Annotated in this window: 18 protein-coding genes; 5 read left to right on the forward strand and 13 right to left on the reverse strand. The window is 63.0% G+C overall.

The genetic code is table 11. The features are described from left to right. Positions 1–7: 7 nt before the first annotated feature. Together AC1XDK_RS04165 and AC1XDK_RS04170 are read right to left on the reverse strand one after the other, a co-directional pair. The gene (locus AC1XDK_RS04165; RefSeq protein ID WP_483348505.1) at positions 8–772 is read right to left on the reverse strand and encodes a 23S rRNA (uridine(2552)-2'-O)-methyltransferase; all 765 of its coding nucleotides are present in this window, start codon (positions 770–772) and stop codon (positions 8–10) included. A 95-nt stretch (positions 773–867) separates the two neighbouring features. Next, a complete protein-coding gene (locus AC1XDK_RS04170; protein ID WP_483348506.1) occupies positions 868–1,023 on the reverse strand; it encodes a hypothetical protein in 156 nt (51 codons plus the stop codon). A 174-nt stretch (positions 1,024–1,197) separates the two neighbouring features. Between AC1XDK_RS04170 and AC1XDK_RS04175 the strand changes: the two genes are divergently transcribed. Continuing rightward, complete coding sequence (locus tag AC1XDK_RS04175) at positions 1,198–1,941, forward strand: DNA polymerase sliding clamp (RefSeq protein ID WP_483348507.1); 744 nt, start codon at positions 1,198–1,200, stop codon at positions 1,939–1,941. Positions 1,942–1,960: 19 nt separating this feature from the next. Here AC1XDK_RS04175 and AC1XDK_RS04180 read toward each other — a convergent pair whose 3' ends face one another. Next, a complete protein-coding gene (locus AC1XDK_RS04180) occupies positions 1,961–2,548 on the reverse strand; it encodes a DUF7474 family protein (protein ID WP_483348508.1) in 588 nt (195 codons plus the stop codon). 143 nt (positions 2,549–2,691) lie between these two features. Here AC1XDK_RS04180 and AC1XDK_RS04185 point away from each other — a divergent pair, with 143 nt between their 5' ends. Then, positions 2,692–3,756 carry a DNA primase large subunit PriL gene (locus tag AC1XDK_RS04185; RefSeq protein ID WP_483348509.1) on the forward strand — a complete coding sequence of 355 codons (1,065 nt, stop codon included), beginning with the start codon at positions 2,692–2,694 and terminating at the stop codon, positions 3,754–3,756. 53 nt (positions 3,757–3,809) lie between these two features. On the opposite strand, the gene AC1XDK_RS04190 is transcribed toward AC1XDK_RS04185, so the two are convergent. Next, a complete protein-coding gene (locus tag AC1XDK_RS04190) occupies positions 3,810–4,013 on the reverse strand; it encodes a DUF7472 family protein (protein WP_069450295.1) in 204 nt (67 codons plus the stop codon). Positions 4,014–4,339: 326 nt separating this feature from the next. Between AC1XDK_RS04190 and AC1XDK_RS04195 the strand changes: the two genes are divergently transcribed. Continuing rightward, positions 4,340–5,023, forward strand: coding sequence for an SWIM zinc finger family protein (locus AC1XDK_RS04195; protein WP_483348510.1), 684 nt, complete (start codon positions 4,340–4,342; stop codon positions 5,021–5,023). Between the two features lie 43 nt (positions 5,024–5,066). Here AC1XDK_RS04195 and hjc read toward each other — a convergent pair whose 3' ends face one another. The 6 genes from hjc to AC1XDK_RS04225 form a co-directional block, all read right to left on the reverse strand. Continuing rightward, the gene (gene hjc, locus AC1XDK_RS04200) at positions 5,067–5,555 is read right to left on the reverse strand and encodes a Holliday junction resolvase Hjc (protein ID WP_483348511.1); all 489 of its coding nucleotides are present in this window, start codon (positions 5,553–5,555) and stop codon (positions 5,067–5,069) included. A gap of 73 nt (positions 5,556–5,628) precedes the next feature. Beyond that, a complete protein-coding gene (locus AC1XDK_RS04205; protein WP_483348512.1) occupies positions 5,629–6,573 on the reverse strand; it encodes an alpha/beta fold hydrolase in 945 nt (314 codons plus the stop codon). A gap of 103 nt (positions 6,574–6,676) precedes the next feature. Beyond that, positions 6,677–7,960, reverse strand: a complete 1,284-nt coding sequence (locus tag AC1XDK_RS04210) for an adenosylhomocysteinase (RefSeq protein ID WP_483348513.1) — start codon at positions 7,958–7,960, stop codon at positions 6,677–6,679. 58 nt (positions 7,961–8,018) lie between these two features. Continuing rightward, positions 8,019–8,219, reverse strand: coding sequence for a helix-turn-helix transcriptional regulator (locus AC1XDK_RS04215; protein WP_483348912.1), 201 nt, complete (start codon positions 8,217–8,219; stop codon positions 8,019–8,021). A gap of 2 nt (positions 8,220–8,221) precedes the next feature. Next, on the reverse strand, positions 8,222–8,437 hold the full coding sequence (locus tag AC1XDK_RS04220; protein WP_483348514.1) for a hypothetical protein: 216 nt from the start codon (positions 8,435–8,437) through the stop codon (positions 8,222–8,224). Between the two features lie 99 nt (positions 8,438–8,536). After that, complete coding sequence (locus AC1XDK_RS04225) at positions 8,537–9,829, reverse strand: amidohydrolase (RefSeq protein WP_483348515.1); 1,293 nt, start codon at positions 9,827–9,829, stop codon at positions 8,537–8,539. Positions 9,830–9,957: 128 nt separating this feature from the next. Between AC1XDK_RS04225 and hisG the strand changes: the two genes are divergently transcribed. Continuing rightward, entirely contained in the window at positions 9,958–10,806 is an 849-nt protein-coding gene (gene hisG, locus AC1XDK_RS04230) for an ATP phosphoribosyltransferase (protein WP_483348516.1), read from the forward strand. A gap of 124 nt (positions 10,807–10,930) precedes the next feature. Here the strand turns inward: hisG and AC1XDK_RS04235 are convergent, their stop codons facing one another. Together AC1XDK_RS04235 and AC1XDK_RS04240 are read right to left on the reverse strand one after the other, a co-directional pair. Further along, on the reverse strand, positions 10,931–11,980 hold the full coding sequence (locus tag AC1XDK_RS04235; protein ID WP_483348517.1) for an AAA family ATPase: 1,050 nt from the start codon (positions 11,978–11,980) through the stop codon (positions 10,931–10,933). Between the two features lie 100 nt (positions 11,981–12,080). Further along, positions 12,081–14,306 (reverse strand): DUF7282 domain-containing protein, encoded by a 2,226-nt coding sequence (locus AC1XDK_RS04240; protein ID WP_483348518.1) that lies wholly within the window; start codon positions 14,304–14,306, stop codon positions 12,081–12,083. A gap of 206 nt (positions 14,307–14,512) precedes the next feature. On the opposite strand from AC1XDK_RS04240, the gene rnz reads away from it, so the two are divergent. Next, complete coding sequence (rnz, locus tag AC1XDK_RS04245) at positions 14,513–15,439, forward strand: ribonuclease Z (protein ID WP_483348519.1); 927 nt, start codon at positions 14,513–14,515, stop codon at positions 15,437–15,439. A 71-nt stretch (positions 15,440–15,510) separates the two neighbouring features. Here rnz and AC1XDK_RS04250 read toward each other — a convergent pair whose 3' ends face one another. Continuing rightward, positions 15,511–16,680: a pyridoxal-phosphate-dependent aminotransferase family protein gene (locus AC1XDK_RS04250; protein ID WP_483348520.1), complete on the reverse strand. Its 1,170-nt coding sequence runs from the start codon at positions 16,678–16,680 to the stop codon at positions 15,511–15,513. Positions 16,681–16,775: the final 95 nt, after the last annotated feature.

Genomic DNA, 16,775 nt, shown 5'->3' on the forward strand with positions numbered 1-16,775 from the left:
GCGGACTTCAGTCTCGGTCCAGTCGCTGTGCGAAGCCGAACTTCGGCTTCACGTCGTCGACGCGGATTTCGACCGTCTCACCCTCCTCGGTGTTCGGAACGAACAGCGTGTACTCCTCGACTTTCGCCACGCCGTCGCCCTCGCTTCCCACACCTTCGATGGTCACTTCGAGGGTGTCGCCGGGTCTGACGGGCGCGGTGAGGCGTTTCCGAGCGACGAGGTAGACCTCGGAGGACTCGTCACGCGAGGCGTCGGGACTCATGGTTCGAACGTACTCGAACTCCGGTTCCATGTCGTCGCGCAGGTCGTTCAGGTCCGGTCCCTGAAACACCTTGACGACGAAGTCGCCGCCCGAATCGAGCAGGGAGAGCGCCGTCTCGAACGCCTGCCGGGCAAGATAGACCGAGCGAGCGTGGTCGAGGCTGTACTCGCCGGTCATGTTCGGTGCCATGTCCGAGAGGACGACGTCGGCGGACCCCGCGACGTCGATGACTTCCTGCTGGGTGTCTTCCTCCGTCATGTCGCCGCGGATGGTTTCGACGCCGTCGATGTCCTTGATTCGCTGGAGGTCCACGCCGATGACGGTTCCATCATCACCGACCTCCTCGGCGGCGACTTGAAGCCAACCGCCGGGGGCGGCCCCGAGGTCCACGACGGTCTCGCCCTCGTGGAGGAGGTGTGCGGATTCGTCCAACTGCTTGAGTTTGTAGGCCGCTCGCGAGCGGTAGCCTTGCTGCTTGGATTTGTTGTAATAGTGGTCTTTACGGGCCATTCGTTGGGAGACGGTAGTCTATGCGGATGTTTACGCCCTTCGTTCGGCGTCCCGGCGGTTTCTGTCGGGTGAAAAATGATGGTGACCGACGGACACTACCCGTCCCGGTACTCACACTCGGTCTCATGGCGAACGAGGTCGGATTTGTTCTTTCCACCGACGAAGACCTTCTTGTTACAGTAGTTGCAGATTCCCCATCGAGGGTCGTCTTCGTCGAGCGTGTACTCTTCCGGCCGCCACTCCTGCGACATATTTGTTCAAAGAATCTTCTATCGTAAAAAGTTTATCAAATTATTGTATATTATCATGAGTGTTAGAGAAAAGAAAGGACCGGTGTGAGGGCGTCACTCGGGGACTGTCGCCACTGTGCGTCGCGCGCGCGAACGGGTGACTTTTTATGCCAGCCTTTCATAGCCACCATCAACATGTTCAAGGCTATCGTGAGCGCGGATACGCTCCGGACGACGATTGATTCCGTGGGCGTTCTTGTGGATGAATCCAAAATCCACCTCGAGGAGGATGGCCTCACCATCAAAGCGGTCGACCCGGCCAACGTCGGGATGGTGGACCTTCAACTCGACGCCGAAGCGTTCGAATCCTACGAAGCGGACGGCGGCGTTCTCGGCGTCAACCTCGACCGCCTCGAAAGCATCGCGGGTATGGCGAGTTCCGACCAACTCATCGAGATGGAATTGGACGAGGAAACGCGCAAACTCCATATCAAAATCGACGGGTTGGAGTACACCCTCGCGCTCATCGACCCCGATTCCATCCGCCAGGAACCCGACATCCCGGACCTCGACCTCTCCGCGACCATCGTCGTCGAAGGCTCCGACATCAATCGAGCGGTCAAGGCCGCCGACATGGTGTCCGACCACATCGCGCTCGGCGTGAACGAGGACGACGAAGTCTTCTACGTCGAAGCCGAGGGCGACACGGACAATGTCGACCTGAAACTCGACCGCGACGACCTCATCGACCTCGCGGTCGGCCCCGCACACTCCCTGTTCAGCCTCGACTACCTGAAGGATATGAACAAGGCGATTCCGAAAGACAGCGAAGTGAGCATCGACCTCGGCGAGGAGTTCCCCGTCAAACTTCACTTCGAAATCGCGGAAGGAAAGGGCCAAGTGACGTACATGCTCGCACCGCGCATCCAGAGCGACTGACGGACGTCGGATCTCGATTCTACAAGTTTCGGTCGATGACCGCTTTCGCCGACTGCGCTTTCTCTTTCCACCCGTAGCCCGCCTCGTAGACGTGTCGTTTGCTTTCGGCTAATTCCTCGGGCGTGGACTCCTCGAAGCCGCCGCGGCCCCACGTACCGCTCTTGTGGAGCCATTCGACGACGTTCTCGCGCGTCTCCGGCCACGACAGGCCGACCATCTCGTACCAAGCGATCATGGCGAAGACGGCGTTGTCGTGACATCCGGGCACGCTCCCTTTCTCGTAAATCGTACTCATCGGCTCGAAACTCGGCTCGGAGACGGTTTCGCGGAACTCGTCGGCGGTGAGGAGGCGCAGTGCACCGTCGCTCTCGACGACTCGCTTTTCGTGACGAAGCCGGTCGAGCGCCGCGACGTGGGTGGCGTCCCAGCGTCCGTGAACCGCCTCGCGGAGTTCCTCCTCGGTCAACGAGTCGGCCGAAAGCACGGCGATGATGTCCGTGTACGCTTTTTCGATGTCCGTCCACGGCTCGCCGTCGAACCGACAGTCCGGGCCGTGAAGGTTCGTCGTGGTTCGACAGTCGGGGCACGGATATGCGAAGCGTGGCACGAAACCCGTTTCTCACGCGTCGGTAATAGGTGATTGGATTCGACCGAATCGAGGAAATGCGGGATTTCCAGTCGACGGACGATGGAAATCCCCCGTTACCGTCGACCGTCGCGTTTATCGGGCATCGCTCGTAAGGTCGATTAATGAACTCGCTCCACGCCCGATACCCGTTTCTCGCGTCCGCTCGTGAGGCGGTTCGGGACGCGAACCTCGACCTCGCGGAAGTCATCGCGGGGGAGGGCGACCGCCACCCGGCAGTCGAACGCGGCGTGGAGCGCGTGCGACGAGCACTCCTCGACGGAACCGTGCGCGCGCCGGACGACGGCCGGCGGTGGGCGACGACGGCGGAGGTGCTCTCCTATCCCATCGCCCGAATGTTGGTCTCGCTCCTCGACGCACCGGGTGCGGTCGAAAAGTACGCCAACGCAGAGGCGACGACGGCCTACGAACGGTTCACCGCCGACTTCGAGACGCCGGACGACGGGCTGAAGAGTACGAAAGGAGCGTCGCTGACGCTCGATGCGTTTCTCGCCGATTTCGAACTCGCCAAGGACATCACGACGCGGGAGGACGGGTTCGGCGTCGCCGTTTCGACCTACATCTCGCTCGTCGGTGAGTTCGGGGACGAGTGGCGACTCGTCGCGCGCCAACTCGAAGACGGCATCGTGGTCGTCTCACAGGCGGAACTTCACGAACTGCTTCGGACGGCAGTGGAGACGCGCATCGCCGCTGACCTCCCGCTTCCCGTCCCCGACGAAATCGGCGAGGAACTCGCCGACGAACTCTCGGAACTGGAATCGTCGTTTACCGACGCCGACTTCTCGCACGACATCGACACGCTGGCCCCGGAGTTGTTCCCGCCGTGCATGACGGCGCTTCTCTCGCGGGCTCGTGACGCAGAGACGCTTCCCGCCCACTCCGAGTTCACGTTAGTTTCGTTTCTCACCAGCATCGGGCTCGACGCGGACGAAATCCTCTCGCTCTGTGAGGTTCGGTCGTCGGGACGCGGGGACCGTCTGCGCGCCAGAATCGAACGACTCCGAGACGAACGGACGGCGCAGTTCGCGCCGCCGAGCTGTGCGACGCTCCAAGCGTACGATGACTGCGTCAACAAGGACCAGCGCTGTGAGACCGTGACGCATCCGCTCGTTTACTACGAGGACGCACTGGACGAAAACGGGACCGTGACGGATTGGCGCGACCGGTAGATATCGGTATGACCAGCGGGAGTTGATGCGATTAGCACGAGCAGGTTCGAACGTCAGTGCTGATTCGCCAGCCAGAAGCCGACGCCCGTCATGACGAGGACGAAGAGCGTGATGACGCCGACCATTTCGAGCGCGCCAGTACCGGTGATTCCGCCGCTTTCGAACTGCGAGCCCACGACAAACATCGCTACGATAAAGACGCCGACCGACACGACGGAGACGACGATGTCGCGAACCGTGTCGTCCTCGAGATTCATGCTCTTCGTTTTCCGGGGTTGCGTCAAAAGTTCTCCGCTTCGAAGTTGCCGTCCGATTTTTTCCCACGTTCATGGGGACGAGTCCGTATTAGCGGCAAATCGGCACGAACGTGAACGGCATAGAAGGTTCCCGAAGGGCGGGAACGTTCCCGCGACACGGAAACGAGCCATTACCGTCGTTTCGCGGGGCGAGAAAAGACGGGACTTGCGTTGACAGGTGAAAGCCTTAGGGTCGCTCGGTGCGTACCGTAATACGTCGAAACCGCAGTAGAGTGGCCGGTACGAGCCGATTTTCGTCGTTCGGTTTCACGTCGGAGGAAGCACCCATGATAGACACAGCCGCTTCCGGAAAAGTATCGCTGGCTCCGCTGGCAGAGACCGAGGAGACGAATCCTCGCTCGCAACGCGCCAGAGCGGAGCGTATGTCCGTCACGCCGCTCGGTGGCGGACTGTACGAAGTCGAAAGCCAGAGCGACAACACGTACTTCGTGGACCTGCTCGGCGGGCGCTGTACCTGCCCCGACCACATGATGCGGGGCGTTCGGTGTAAGCACCTCCGTCGGGTCGCAATCGAAATCAACGAGGGTCGCGTCCCGCCCCCGGGAAAGGAAGCAGTCGAGTGTGCCCGCTGTCAGTCCGTCATCTTCGTGGACGAGAAGACGGCGGCCACGGGGCCACACTTCTGTGAACACTGCGAACTCCGTCCCGGCGAGCCCGTGATGGACCGCGCGACCGGCGACCTGTTAGTCGTCGTCGGGATGACCGACCACCGGGCCGACCAAGTCGAGGTCCCGGGCCGCGACTGCACCGTCGCGGCGTACCCGACGAACGAGGGCTACCCGGCGGACGACCCGGTCGTCGAAGTACTCTACCCGATTCCGTCGGGGCTTCGACCAGAACAGGTCGAACCACGACACGTGCGGCGCTACTCGTTCCCGCGCTCGCGACTTCAGCGGGCCGAGCGTCCGGGCGACCAGTCGGAACTGACCGACTTTCGGGAAACGGAGTAGTCGAACCGATTTTTCGCGGAGGAAGTGAATCGCGGAGCGACGGCTACTCCAGAATCTCCGTCGCCTCGTCCACCGAGAGGACGCCCTGTTCGACCGCGTGGAGAACGTCCGAGACGCTGTGTTTCGACTCCACCCCGTCGTCTTCCGCCCACAAGTCGTCCATCGTCTCGCCCTCCTCCAGCGCGGTTTCCTTCTTCACCCGATAGTTCCCGCCCTTCGTCTGGTGGACATCGGCGGGGTGGAAGAAGTACCAGGCCTCCCGGTCGAACCGAACGCCGATCTTCGGTTTCGCGCCGAAGTTCTGCGAGAAGTAGACCAACGCTTCGACTTCCTCCCCCGTGAGATATATCGGGTCCCCCGCACTCGATTTCGCCTCGATGGCGTAGAAAACGTTCCTGTTCCCGGCCAGTACGTCCGGCAGTTCGCGCTGGGTCGCACCCCCGCTGGCGGGAGCGCGCATGACCGCGAATCCCGTGTCGTCCAGTCTGTTGACGAGTTCGCGCTCCCGTCTGTCGCCTTTCCGATTCGCCATGTGTTCGGTCGATGGTCGGCGGTGGCGGGCAATAAAACGGCCGATAGCGCGGTGAAGGTGAACTGGCGAAGGTTCAGGTCTCGTCGTCGGTCAGAAACGTCACGGTCGCTTCTTCGGCGGCGTCACCCGGTTCCAGCCACGGGACATGACCGTAGCCGTCCAGCACTACCATGTCGGCGTTCTCCATCTCGCCCACGACGGGACGGCCGACCGCCGGTTTCCAGAAGTAGTCTTCGGTCCCCCAGACGAACCGCGTCGGAACTTCGGTCGGGAGGTCGTTCCGGAGGTCGAACCGGGGGGCCATTCCGCGAATCGACCCGAGCGACTCCAACAGCGACCAGAGGCTCTCGCGCTGGCCGGGGACCGTCTCGGTTCGAATCTCGGGACCGAAGTAGCAGTCGGGGAGCGCCGAATCGTCCTCGACATTCATCTGGCGGTTCGTCTTTCGAGCGTCCGCCACCGTCGTCGCCTCCGAGTAGTCGAACAGCCAGCGACCGAGTTTCGGCACGTCGAACAGTCGGAAACCGAACGGGACGCTCCGTGAGAGACCGGCGGGCGCGCCGACGAGACAGAGCCGTTCCACGCGGTTCGGACGGTCGCTGGCGAGCGCGAGCGCCTGAAATCCGCCGAGCGAATTGCCCACGACCCTCGTCTTCTCGATTCCGAGTTCGTCCAGCAGGTCCACGACGTACTCGACGCCGAACGTCCGGAGGTCCGTCTCGCGGTAGTCCGTCGGCGTCGAGAGACCTCTCCCGGGGCGGTCGGGAGCAATCACGGTGAAGTGGTCGGTGAGCGCGTCGAAGAGCGGCAGCCAGACGGCCGAGGTGCTACCGAGGCCGTGCAGGAGGACGAGCGGCGGGCCGTCGCCCGCGGTCAGGTAGTGAACCCGAACCGCCGGGTTCGAGAAGTGGACGTACTTCGACTCGGCGTCGACGTCGTAGTGGTCACAGGCCATCGAGAGCGCGTCGAGATACGCCTCCTCCTCGTCGTTGCCCGGCGCGACGTGGTCGAGACTCATGGTCTCCTGTTAGTCCGTAGAGAAGAAAACGTTTGGTCGGGGACTGTCTCGCACAGAACCCGCTGCCGATGGGTACGGGAGTTCGGAGTCCGAACGAACCCGACTACGTCCCGTGCTGCCAGCTACCCATGTACTCTTCCTGCTCGTCCGTGAGCGAGTCGAACTCGACGCCGTCCGCGTCGAGTTTGATTTCCGCGATTTCCCTGTCGAGTTCGTCCGGGACCTCGTGGACGCCTGCATCGTATTTCTCGCCGTTCTCGACCATCTCGCGGACACAGGCCGACTGCACGCCGAAGCTCTGGTCCATGACCTCGACGGGGTGGCCCAGCGCGATGGGCGCGGCGAGGTTGACGAGGCGGCCTTCAGCGATGACGTTGAGTCGGCGGCCGTCCTCCATCTCGTACTCGTGGACGCCGTCGCGGGCGTCGCGTTCGGCGACCGCGAGGTCCGAAAGGTCGTCGAGGTTGACCTCCACGTCGAAGTGTCCCGCGTTGGCAAGGAGGACGCCGTCCTTCATGACCTCGAAGTGCTCTTTCGTGATGACGTCGCGGTTGCCCGTCGTCGTGATGAACACGTCGCCGACTTCGGCGGCCTCGGCCATCGGCATCACGTCGTAGCCCTCCATGTGGGCTTCGAGCGCGCGGCGCGGTTCGACTTCCGTGACGATTACGTTCGCGTTCTGGCCCGCCGCCTTCTTCGCGACGCCCTTGCCACAGTAGCCGTAGCCGCCCACGACGACGTTCTTCCCGGCCCACGAGAGGTTGGTCGTCATGGCGATGGTCGCCAGCGACGACTCGCCCGTGCCGTGAACGTTGTCGAACAGGCGCTTCATCGGCGTGTCGTTGACGGCGAAGACGGGGTAATCGAGCGCGCCGTCCTCGTCCATCGCACGGAGTCGGTGGACGCCGGTCGTCGTCTCCTCACAGCCACCGACGACGGTTTCGATGAGTTCGGGATGGTCCTCGTGGATGGCCGCGACCATGTCCATGCCGTCGTCCACCGTGATGGTGGGTTCGAGGTCGATGACGGACTCGATGGCCTCGTAGTAACCCTCGTCGTCCACGCCGCGCTTCGCGTAGCAGGTGATGTTCGGGTGTTCGTCCAGTGCGGCGCTCACGTCGTCGTGGGTCGAGAGCGGATTGCACCCGGTGACGGCGACTTCGGCGCCACCCTCCGCGAGCGTCTCCACGAGGACTGCGGTCTTCGCCTCGACGTGCATCGCCATGCCGATGCGCTGGCCGGAAAGCGGCTTGTCGGCGACGAACTCCTCCTGAATCGTCGTCATTATCGGCATGTGCTGGCGCGCCCAGTCCATCTTGCGGTGCCCCTCGACGCGAGCGGACTCCAAATCGTCCAACTGCTCGCTTATCGGTGGATAGGTTCCCATACCTTCGAGATTGGCGAGGGCGTTCAAAACGGTACCGAAGGGAATCAGCAGTCGACGGTCAGTCGCTGTTCGGCGGGTCGAAGATGTCCTCGATAGTGCAGTCGAAGTAGCCCGCCAGTCGAAACGCGAGTTCGAGACTCGGGTCGTACCGGCCACCTTCGATGGCGTTGATGGTCTGACGGGAAACATCGACCACATCTGCGAGGTCGGCTTGTGTGAGGTCCGCCTTGGCGCGTCTGATTTTGAGGTCGTTTTCCATCGTCACATCACACGCTCGTAGTACTGCCCCGACCCGAAGTAGACGACCTGCCCGAGCAGGAACGCGAGAAATTCGAATCGGACCGTCTGAAAGTCTTCGAGGCCGTGCTGGTAGATGTGGGTGACCACGACGGACAGTAGCAACGCTGATAGCGCGATAAAAGCCGTCTGCGAACTTCGCCGCCCGATTTCGAGTGTGCGTTCGTCCGCGGTTTCCATGGAAAGTGTTCTTTACTCTATGTCGATAAAACTTTCCACTATCCTGACTGATTCGTCGCTATCGAGTCGCCAGAAACATCGAGAAGCGCTCGGCCAAACTCACTCCATCGCGCGCTCGACCAGTTCGTGTGCCTTCTCCTCGGCAGTCTCACGAACCGATTCCTCGTCCAACGTCAGTACCTCGCGGTCCGCCATGAGAATCGCCCCGTCACAAATCGTATGTCTCACGTCGCTTCCGCGCGCGGCGTAGGCGAGGTGACTCACGAGGTCGTGGTGGGGGACGAGGTGGGCCGCGGACAGGTCGACGACGGCGAGGTCGGCGTTCGCGCCCTCCTCGATTCGGCCGCTGTCGAACCCGAGCGCCGTCGCGCTTCCGCGGGTCGCCATCTCCACGACCGACTCGGCGGGGACCGCGCTGGCGTCGTTCGCGGCGAGTTTCCCGAGCATGGCCGCGTCCCGTGTTTCGCCGAACATGTCGAGGTCGTTGTTCGACGCCGCGCCGTCCGTCCCGAGTCCGACCGTGATACCCGCGTCCAACATCGCCTGTACCGGGGCCATCCCGCTGGCGAGTTTCATGTTCGAGGCGGGGCAGTGGACGACCGCGGTGCCCGTCTCCGCCAGCAGGTCGATTTCGGTCGTGTTGACGTGGACGCCGTGTGCGACGAAATCCGACGAGTCGGTCATGTCCTTCTCTCGGGCGTATTCGAGCGGTCGTTTCCCCCGTTCATCGACGATGGGGGCGACCTCGTCCCGCGTTTCGTTCGCGTGGTAGTGGAGCGGGACGCCCGCCTCGCGCGCTTCGGGGACGAACTCGTCTAAATACTCCTCGCCGACCGTCGTGAGGCTGTGGGGCATCACGGCCGTCGTGATTCGCCCGTCCGCCGCGCCGTCGAACTCCGCGGCGATGTCGAGGCTCGTCCGAAAGTCCTCGCGGGCGGCCTCCTCGTCCTTTCCAATCGTGACCACGCCGTGGCCGATTCGAGCGCGAAGCCCCGCTTCCTCGACCGCCTCGGCGACTTGATCCACTTCGAAGTACATGTCCGCGAAGCCCGTGGTCCCCGATTTGATCATCTCCAGCATGCCGAGTTCGGTTCCGGCACGCACGTCCTCGGGCGTCAAAGCGGCCTCGACGGGCCACACGGACTCCCGGAGCCACGTTTCGAGCGGCTTGTCGTCCGCATACCCGCGAAGGAGCGTCATCGCGGCGTGGCAGTGTGCGTTTACGAATCCCGGAATCACGAGGCCGTCGCTCGCGTCCAGCGTCTCGTCCGCGTCCGCGACGTCACCGACGGAGAGAATCGTTCCGTCGTCCTGATCCACCAGCACGTCCGCGCGTTCGACGGTCATGTCCGGTCGCAGTACCTGCCCACCGGAAATTTCGAGCGTCGTCATGGGGCGAAATAGTTCGCCCCCTCGCATGACTCTGCTGGATTCCCCCGTGATACGGTACGGTATGGCACAATTTGCAGTTTGAACCGGGAAAGCAAGAGTAATCCGTCTGGCCGACCGAAGCCGAGATAATGCGAATCGCGGTCCCTAACAAGGGCAGGTTGCACGACCCGTCGATGGAATTGCTCGAACACGCCGGGCTGCATGTCGTAGACGGTGCGGACCGCAAACTGTACGCGAGCACCGTCGACCCGGACGTGACGCTGTTGTTCGCCCGGGCCGCCGACATCCCGGAGTACGTGAGCGACGGTGCCGCCGACATCGGCATCACTGGTCTCGACCAGATGCGAGAGGCGAACCCCGGCAACGTCTCCGATATCCTCGATTTGGGCTACGGTCAGTGCCGTCTCGTGCTGGCCGCACCCGAGGAGGGAGACATCAAGGAGGTGGCCGACCTCGCGGGCAAAACGGTCGCCACGGAGTTCCCGAACGTCGCGAAGCAGTACTTCGCCGAAACCGAGGTGTCGCCCGAAATCGTGGAGGTATCGGGTGCCACGGAACTCACCCCGCACGTCGACATGGCCGACGCCATCATCGACATCACGAGCACCGGGACGACGCTGAAGGTCAACCGCCTCGGCATCATCGACGAGGTGCTGTCGAGTTCGGTTCGGCTGTTCGCCCGCGAGGACGTGGTCGGCGACGACAAGGTCGAACAGGTCACGATGGCGCTCCAGTCGGTCATCTCGGCCGAGGGCAAACGCTACCTCATGATGAACGCCCCCGAGGACAAACTCGACGAGATTCGGGAAGTGATTCCCGGCCTCGGCGGACCGACCGTCATGGACATCGCGGGGAACGGCAAGGTCGCCGTCCATACCGTCGTCGACGAGCGGGACGTGTTCGAGACCATCAACGAGGTCAAGGGACTCGGTGCCAGCGGCATCCTCGTGACCGAAATCGAACGCCTCGTGGACTGACGACCCGTCCGTTCCGACGGCTATTTTGCGATCGCTTGGCGCGTCCGGAAACACGTAGAGAACGACGGAAAAAAGAGAGGACGGGAAAAAGAGGGAACGAGAAGAGGAGAGAACGACCCAATTTCTACGCGCCCAACTCGGCCAGCAGGTGCGAAATCTGTAACCGGTCGCTCGTTCCACCTGCCAAGTCCATGTCGATTTCCGCCGCGAGGACGACCAGTTCGGCCAGTTCGTCGCCGGAATAGCGGTTCTGCCGGAACGCCTCCATGATGGCTTCGAGTACCTCCTCGCCGCTGTAGCCGTCGTCCACGAGCAGGTCGTCCAAATCCTTGCGGGCGTCGTTGAAATCGCCGCGTTCTGCCTTGTCGAGCATGTCGCCGATACGCCCGCTGATGCCGAACTCGCGGATGACCTCGTAATCCTCGCTGTGAACGCGGCCCTCCTGTTCGTACAGCAGTTGTGCGTATAGGATGGCCCTCCGCACGTCGCCTTTCACGTACCCCGAGATGAGCTGAATCCCGCCGTCGTCGTATTCGACTTCCTCCTCGTCTAAAATCGACCGGAGAATGGCCTCGATTTCCCCGCCGGTCGGCTTGCGCATCGAGACGGGGAAACAGCGGGACTTGATGGGCGGAATGAGTTTCGTCGGCTGACGCGTGGTGATGACGAACTGCGTGGTCTCGTGGTACTGCTCCATCACGCGACGGAGCGCCTGCTGGAAGTCCTCGCGGATGGATTCGGCGTTGTCGAGGACGATGGTCTTGTACGACCCCGTCGACGGCGCGTAACCGGCGTACTCCTTGAGGATATGGTTTATCATCTCGCGTTTCGACCAGTTGCGCTTGTACTTCTTCTTGCCCGATCCCTGTCGGTACTGTTTGGAGAACTCGGTCTGACCCTGCAGGAAGTTGGAAAACCGGGGGTCGTCCCGAATTTCCTTTTTCGTCCGGTCGAAGAAGTCCGCGACGTTGATCTCCACGAGGTCGTTGTCCGGGTCGTCGTGTGCCTCGCGAGCCAATGCGCGCACGGCGGCGGTTTTCCCGCTTCCCTCCGGGCCGTGAAGGACGAGGTTTATCGGCTCGTTCACCGCCCGCTCCAGATAGTCGCGTACCTCCGGTTGGGGCAGGTCGGCGAGGGCAGGCGCATGCGTTTCGGTCCACAGCGGCGACTCCATTGGGAATCGGTAGGGAGTCGTCGGACAAGAATCGGTCGGTTGTATCGCGGCGAAAAAAGCGGCTGATGAACGCGCCCGTCGAAAGAAACGACAGAGGACGTTATACGAGGTCCCCGAATGCGTCGAGAACCGAGACGACGACACTCGCGTTCGTCGTGTCGGTTCCTGCGCTCGTCGCGGTTCCGGCTTGGGTCGTCTCGTTTCCGGCGCTCGTCATCGTTTCGGCATGGGTCGTCGCGTTACCAGCACTGGTCGTTGTTCCGGCTTGGGTCGTCGCAGCTCCGGCCGTCGTCGTTTCCGCTTGCGTCGCATTTTCGGCGGTCGTCGTCTGCGATGCGACCGTCGTGGTTCCTGCACTCGTCGTCTCTGCACTCGTCGTGGTTCCGGCTTGGGTCGTCGCCGTCGTAGTCGTCGCGTTTTCACCGGCCTCGACCGTTATCGTCGCTATCTGACCGAAGTTACGGGCGTACACGCCGTGCGGGTACGTCCCGGGTGCAACACCGGTCGTGGGAACCTCGAAGGTAACGGTCGTACTCTGGTCGGCGTCCAACGTAACGTTCTGGCGCTGAACCACCGTCCCCGCCAACCGGAAGTCCACGGGTTGCGTGAGTTGCTGGCTGGTCGGGTTGGTGATGGTCGCGCTCACGGATATCGTGTCACCGACCGTCGCGTTCGACGGTGCTTCGAGGTTGCTCACCGAGAACGACGGTCCGAGGTCGCTGACGTTCTCCACGTTGGCGTTTCCGGCTTGTGTCGTCGTAGTCGTACCCTCTGCCGTCGTGCCCTGCGCAGTCGTGGTTTGGGTCGTACTCGTCGATTGCGTCGTCGTTTCGGCCGCCGTGGTGGTGTTCGCACAGCCACAACCGCTCGTCGTGGTCGTTCCGGTCGTCGACGTGGTGGACGTGGCCGCTCCACCGCCACCGACCTGCGTCGTGGTCGACGTGCCCGTCGTGGGCGCTGCCGTCGTCGTTGACGTGGTCGTCGGTGTCTCCGTCGTGGTCGTCGTCGCACCGCCACCGCCCTCGACGGTCACGTACGCCGGGTCGACGACGATGTTGTTGTCCACCACGTACGGCAGGTCCGCGCTGCCGCCCGACGTCACGAAGTCGTACACCTGATTGTCGTTGGTGTCGAGGTGCGACATCGCGATGAGCGTCTGGCTCTCGGTCAGCGGCTCGTTGAGCGTCACGCTGACGTTCTCGTGCGTTCCCGGTTCGAGGTACTCCGACGTACCGACGACGCTCCCGACGACGTTGCCGTCGAGGAGACTCGAATCGTGGATGGTGACGAAACCACCCTCGGACATGGTGACGGAATCGACCGTCACTGTCTGTCCGTCACTGGTTTGGTTGTCGAACGTGACGTTCGCGTCCAGATTCGACATCGTCGGTTGTTCGGGAACACCCGGTTCTCCCGGCATGTGCGGGAGGTCGGGAAGGCTCACGTTCTGCGGCGCGTCCACGATGAACGTCGTGTTCTGAATCGTGATGTCGCGGAGTACCACGCGGACGGTATCGAGGTCGCCCGTCGAAGCCGCGTTGGCTTGGTCCGCGACGTCATTCACGTCGCTCTGTGAGATGTCCGGCCCACGCTGGACGACGTCCGACGCCGACCCGTTCTGGAGCAGCGCGGTCGTGTTGACGTGAACCGTCTCGTCTTTCAAGTCGATACCGCTCACGACTTCGGTGCGGTCGGGTTGGGTACTGTCACCAACCACGAACGACCACTCGGCGATGGAGAGCGATTCGATACGGAACACGAACTGCTGTCCCGTCTGATTCGTCTCGTTGCCCATCGTGGGACCCTGCTGGCCCACCGAAATCTGCGCGTCGTCGACGACGACTTCGCCGTTTGCGGTGTACGGTCCGTCAACGGTGCCGTTTCCGATAACGAAGTCGTAGACGCCGTTCGAATTCGTGTCCATGTGCGGCATCGCGATGAGCGTCTCCGTGTCGTTGATGGGGCGCGCGAGCGTCACGCTGACGTTCTCGTGCGTCCCTGGTTCGAGATATACGGAGTTGCCCAACACGCTGCCGACGACGTTCCCGTCGAGCAGGCTCTGGTCGTGGATGGCGACGAAGCCACCCTCTTGCATGGTCACGGACGAGATGACGAGCGTCTCGCCGTCACTTTGTTGGTCGTCTATCGTTACGTTTGCCTCCGATGTGTTCATCTGCGTCACATCGTTCAGGCCCGTAACCTGCGTTTCAGGTGCCGTATTCGACCCCCCTCCGCCCGACGTCGCTAGCGATGTCGCAACACCGCCGGCGAAGACGACGAGAAGGGACACGAGTACGGCACTCACTGTTCTCGGGATTCGTGTCATATCTCTCCCATTCCGCGAACGATTTGACGACGAGACGACCGATAAACGGCGTCCACCGTTCACGAGTTAAGACGCCGATTCGACGGGTTAGGTCGCTCCTTCTCGCATTGGTCCGTCCAACGACGAGAAAAACAACAGCCAGTTTCCGAGCGCGCCAGCGACGCTTTCGAAGGCTGTTTAATCGTCGGCCTTCGATTTGCGAGTAGATGTCGATGCGCGTTACCTTCCTCGGAACCAGTGGGGCAGTGCCGACGACGGAACGAAACCCGAGTTCTATCCTCGTCAACCGGGAAGGTGACCGCCTGCTCTTCGACGCCGGAGAGGGAACCCAGCGCCAGATGATGCGCTTCGGAACCGGGTTCACCGTCTCCGACCTCTTCATCACGCACCTCCACGGCGACCACATCCTCGGAATTCCCGGCCTGATTCAGACGTGGGATTTCAACGACCGTGACGACCCGCTCATGATTTACACGCCGCGTGGAACCGGGGGCGACATCGACGCGCTCGTTCGCACGGCGGGCCACCAACCGTCGTTCCCCGTCCACATCACGGAGGTCGCACCCGGCGAGGTCGCCGTCCGCCGCGACGAGTACGAGGTCCGCGCCTTCCGCACGGACCACGACGCGAACTCCGTCGGCTACGCGCTGGTCGAGGACGAGCGGAAGGGTCGCTTCGATCGCGAACGGGCGGAGGAACTCGGCGTCCCCGTCGGTCCGAAGTTCCAGCAACTCCACGCCGGGGACCCCGTCGAACTCGACGACGGTTCCGTCGTCCGCCCCGAGCAGGTCGTCGGCGAACCGCGACCCGGCCGCCGGTTCGTCTACACCGGCGACACCCGCCCCACCGAGCAGGTCGTTTCCGCCGCCGAAAACGCCGACCTGCTCGTCCACGACGCGACGTTCGCCGACGACCGGAAGGACCGCGCGAAGAAGACCGCCCACTCGACCGCGAGACAGGCCGCGAACGTCGCCCGCCGCGCCGGTGCGGCCCGCCTCGCCATCACCCACGTCTCCTCGCGCTACGCCGGAAACGTCTCCGCGCACCTGACGGAGGCCCGCGAGGAGTTCGAGGGCGAGGTCTTCGCCCCCGACGACGGCGACCTCGTCGAGGTTCCGTTCCCGGACGAATAGAGACACCGCTGAGGGAACTCCGAACGCTACTCCCTGCTCCTTCTCAAAAAACCGACCTGCGTCCCCCGTCGTTATCGCAACTGTTCGCGGGCGGCGGCCATTCCGGCCTCCAAGTCCACGTTCTCGCCGACGTCGAGGAAGGCCTCGCCGATGGTGCGAACACCGCGCAGGACCTGTTCCGACGAGAGGTTGCCCATGTTGCTCACGCGGAAGATTTCGCCGCCGAGGTGGGCCTGTCCGCCGCTGATGCTCGCTCCGCGTTCGACCACGGCGTCGAAGAAGTCGTCCGGGTTCTCCCGGACGCCGACGGGGAGCGCAATCGCCGTGAGCGTGTTCGAGTACTCCGAGGCGTCGTTTCGCTCGGGGAACATCGACAGTCCCATCGCGGTGAACGCCGACCGGAACGCGGCGGACTGTCGGCGGTGGCGTGCGATGCGTTCCGGCATTCCCTCCTCCTCGATGTGGCCGACGGCGAGCGCGAGGCCGCGGAACAGCGGTACGGCGCTGGTGAACGGCGTCTGGTGGGAATCGGCCTTGCGGAGGTGCCAGTCCAAATCCTCGTAGAACGGCGCGTTCTCGCCGTCGAAGGCCTCCTGTGCGCGAGGCGTCGCGTACATCGCGCTCGTTCCCGGCGGGGCCGCGAGGGCCTTCTGGGCATCCGTCACCGCTACGTCGACGTTCCACTCGTCCACGAGGAACTCGTCGCCGCCGAGGGACGTCACGCCATCCACGACGAAGTAGGCGTCGTGTTCCGCCGCGATTTCGCCGACTTCGGCGACGGGATTTAACAGTCCCGTACTCGTCTCGTTGTGAACTATCGTCACGACTTTCGTGTCGTCGGTGACCGCTTCGGCGACAGCCTCGGGGTCGATGGGATGACCCCATTCGGACGTAACCGGCGTCACGTCCGCGTGCCGGTCGGCGATTCGCTTGAACCGCCGCCCGAACTTGCCGTTCGCGACGGCGACCACTTCGTCGTCTTCACCGGCGAGGTTGGCGACGGCGGCCTCCATCGCCATCGTCGCCGTCCCGTTGAAGATGAGGCTGGTACCGCCGCTCGTCGTCGGCGTTCCGTCGAGCGAAGAGCGTTCGAAGACGTAATCGAGACCGTCTTGGGCGTCCTCGTACACCGACTCGAACTCCGCGGAGCGGTGTGACACCATTGGCTCGCTCATCACTTGTCGAACGTCGCGCGCGAGGGGTACCGGACCCGGGTTGAGTAGGAGAAAATCCTCTCGCATACTCACCCGTTCTACCTCCCCATAAATAAGCGTCGTGCGCGGCGCAAATTCCGCCACTTGTCATCAACCACCTGTTATCTACCCGTCGACCCGCG

The organism is Haladaptatus sp. HS23, from assembly GCF_056892285.1.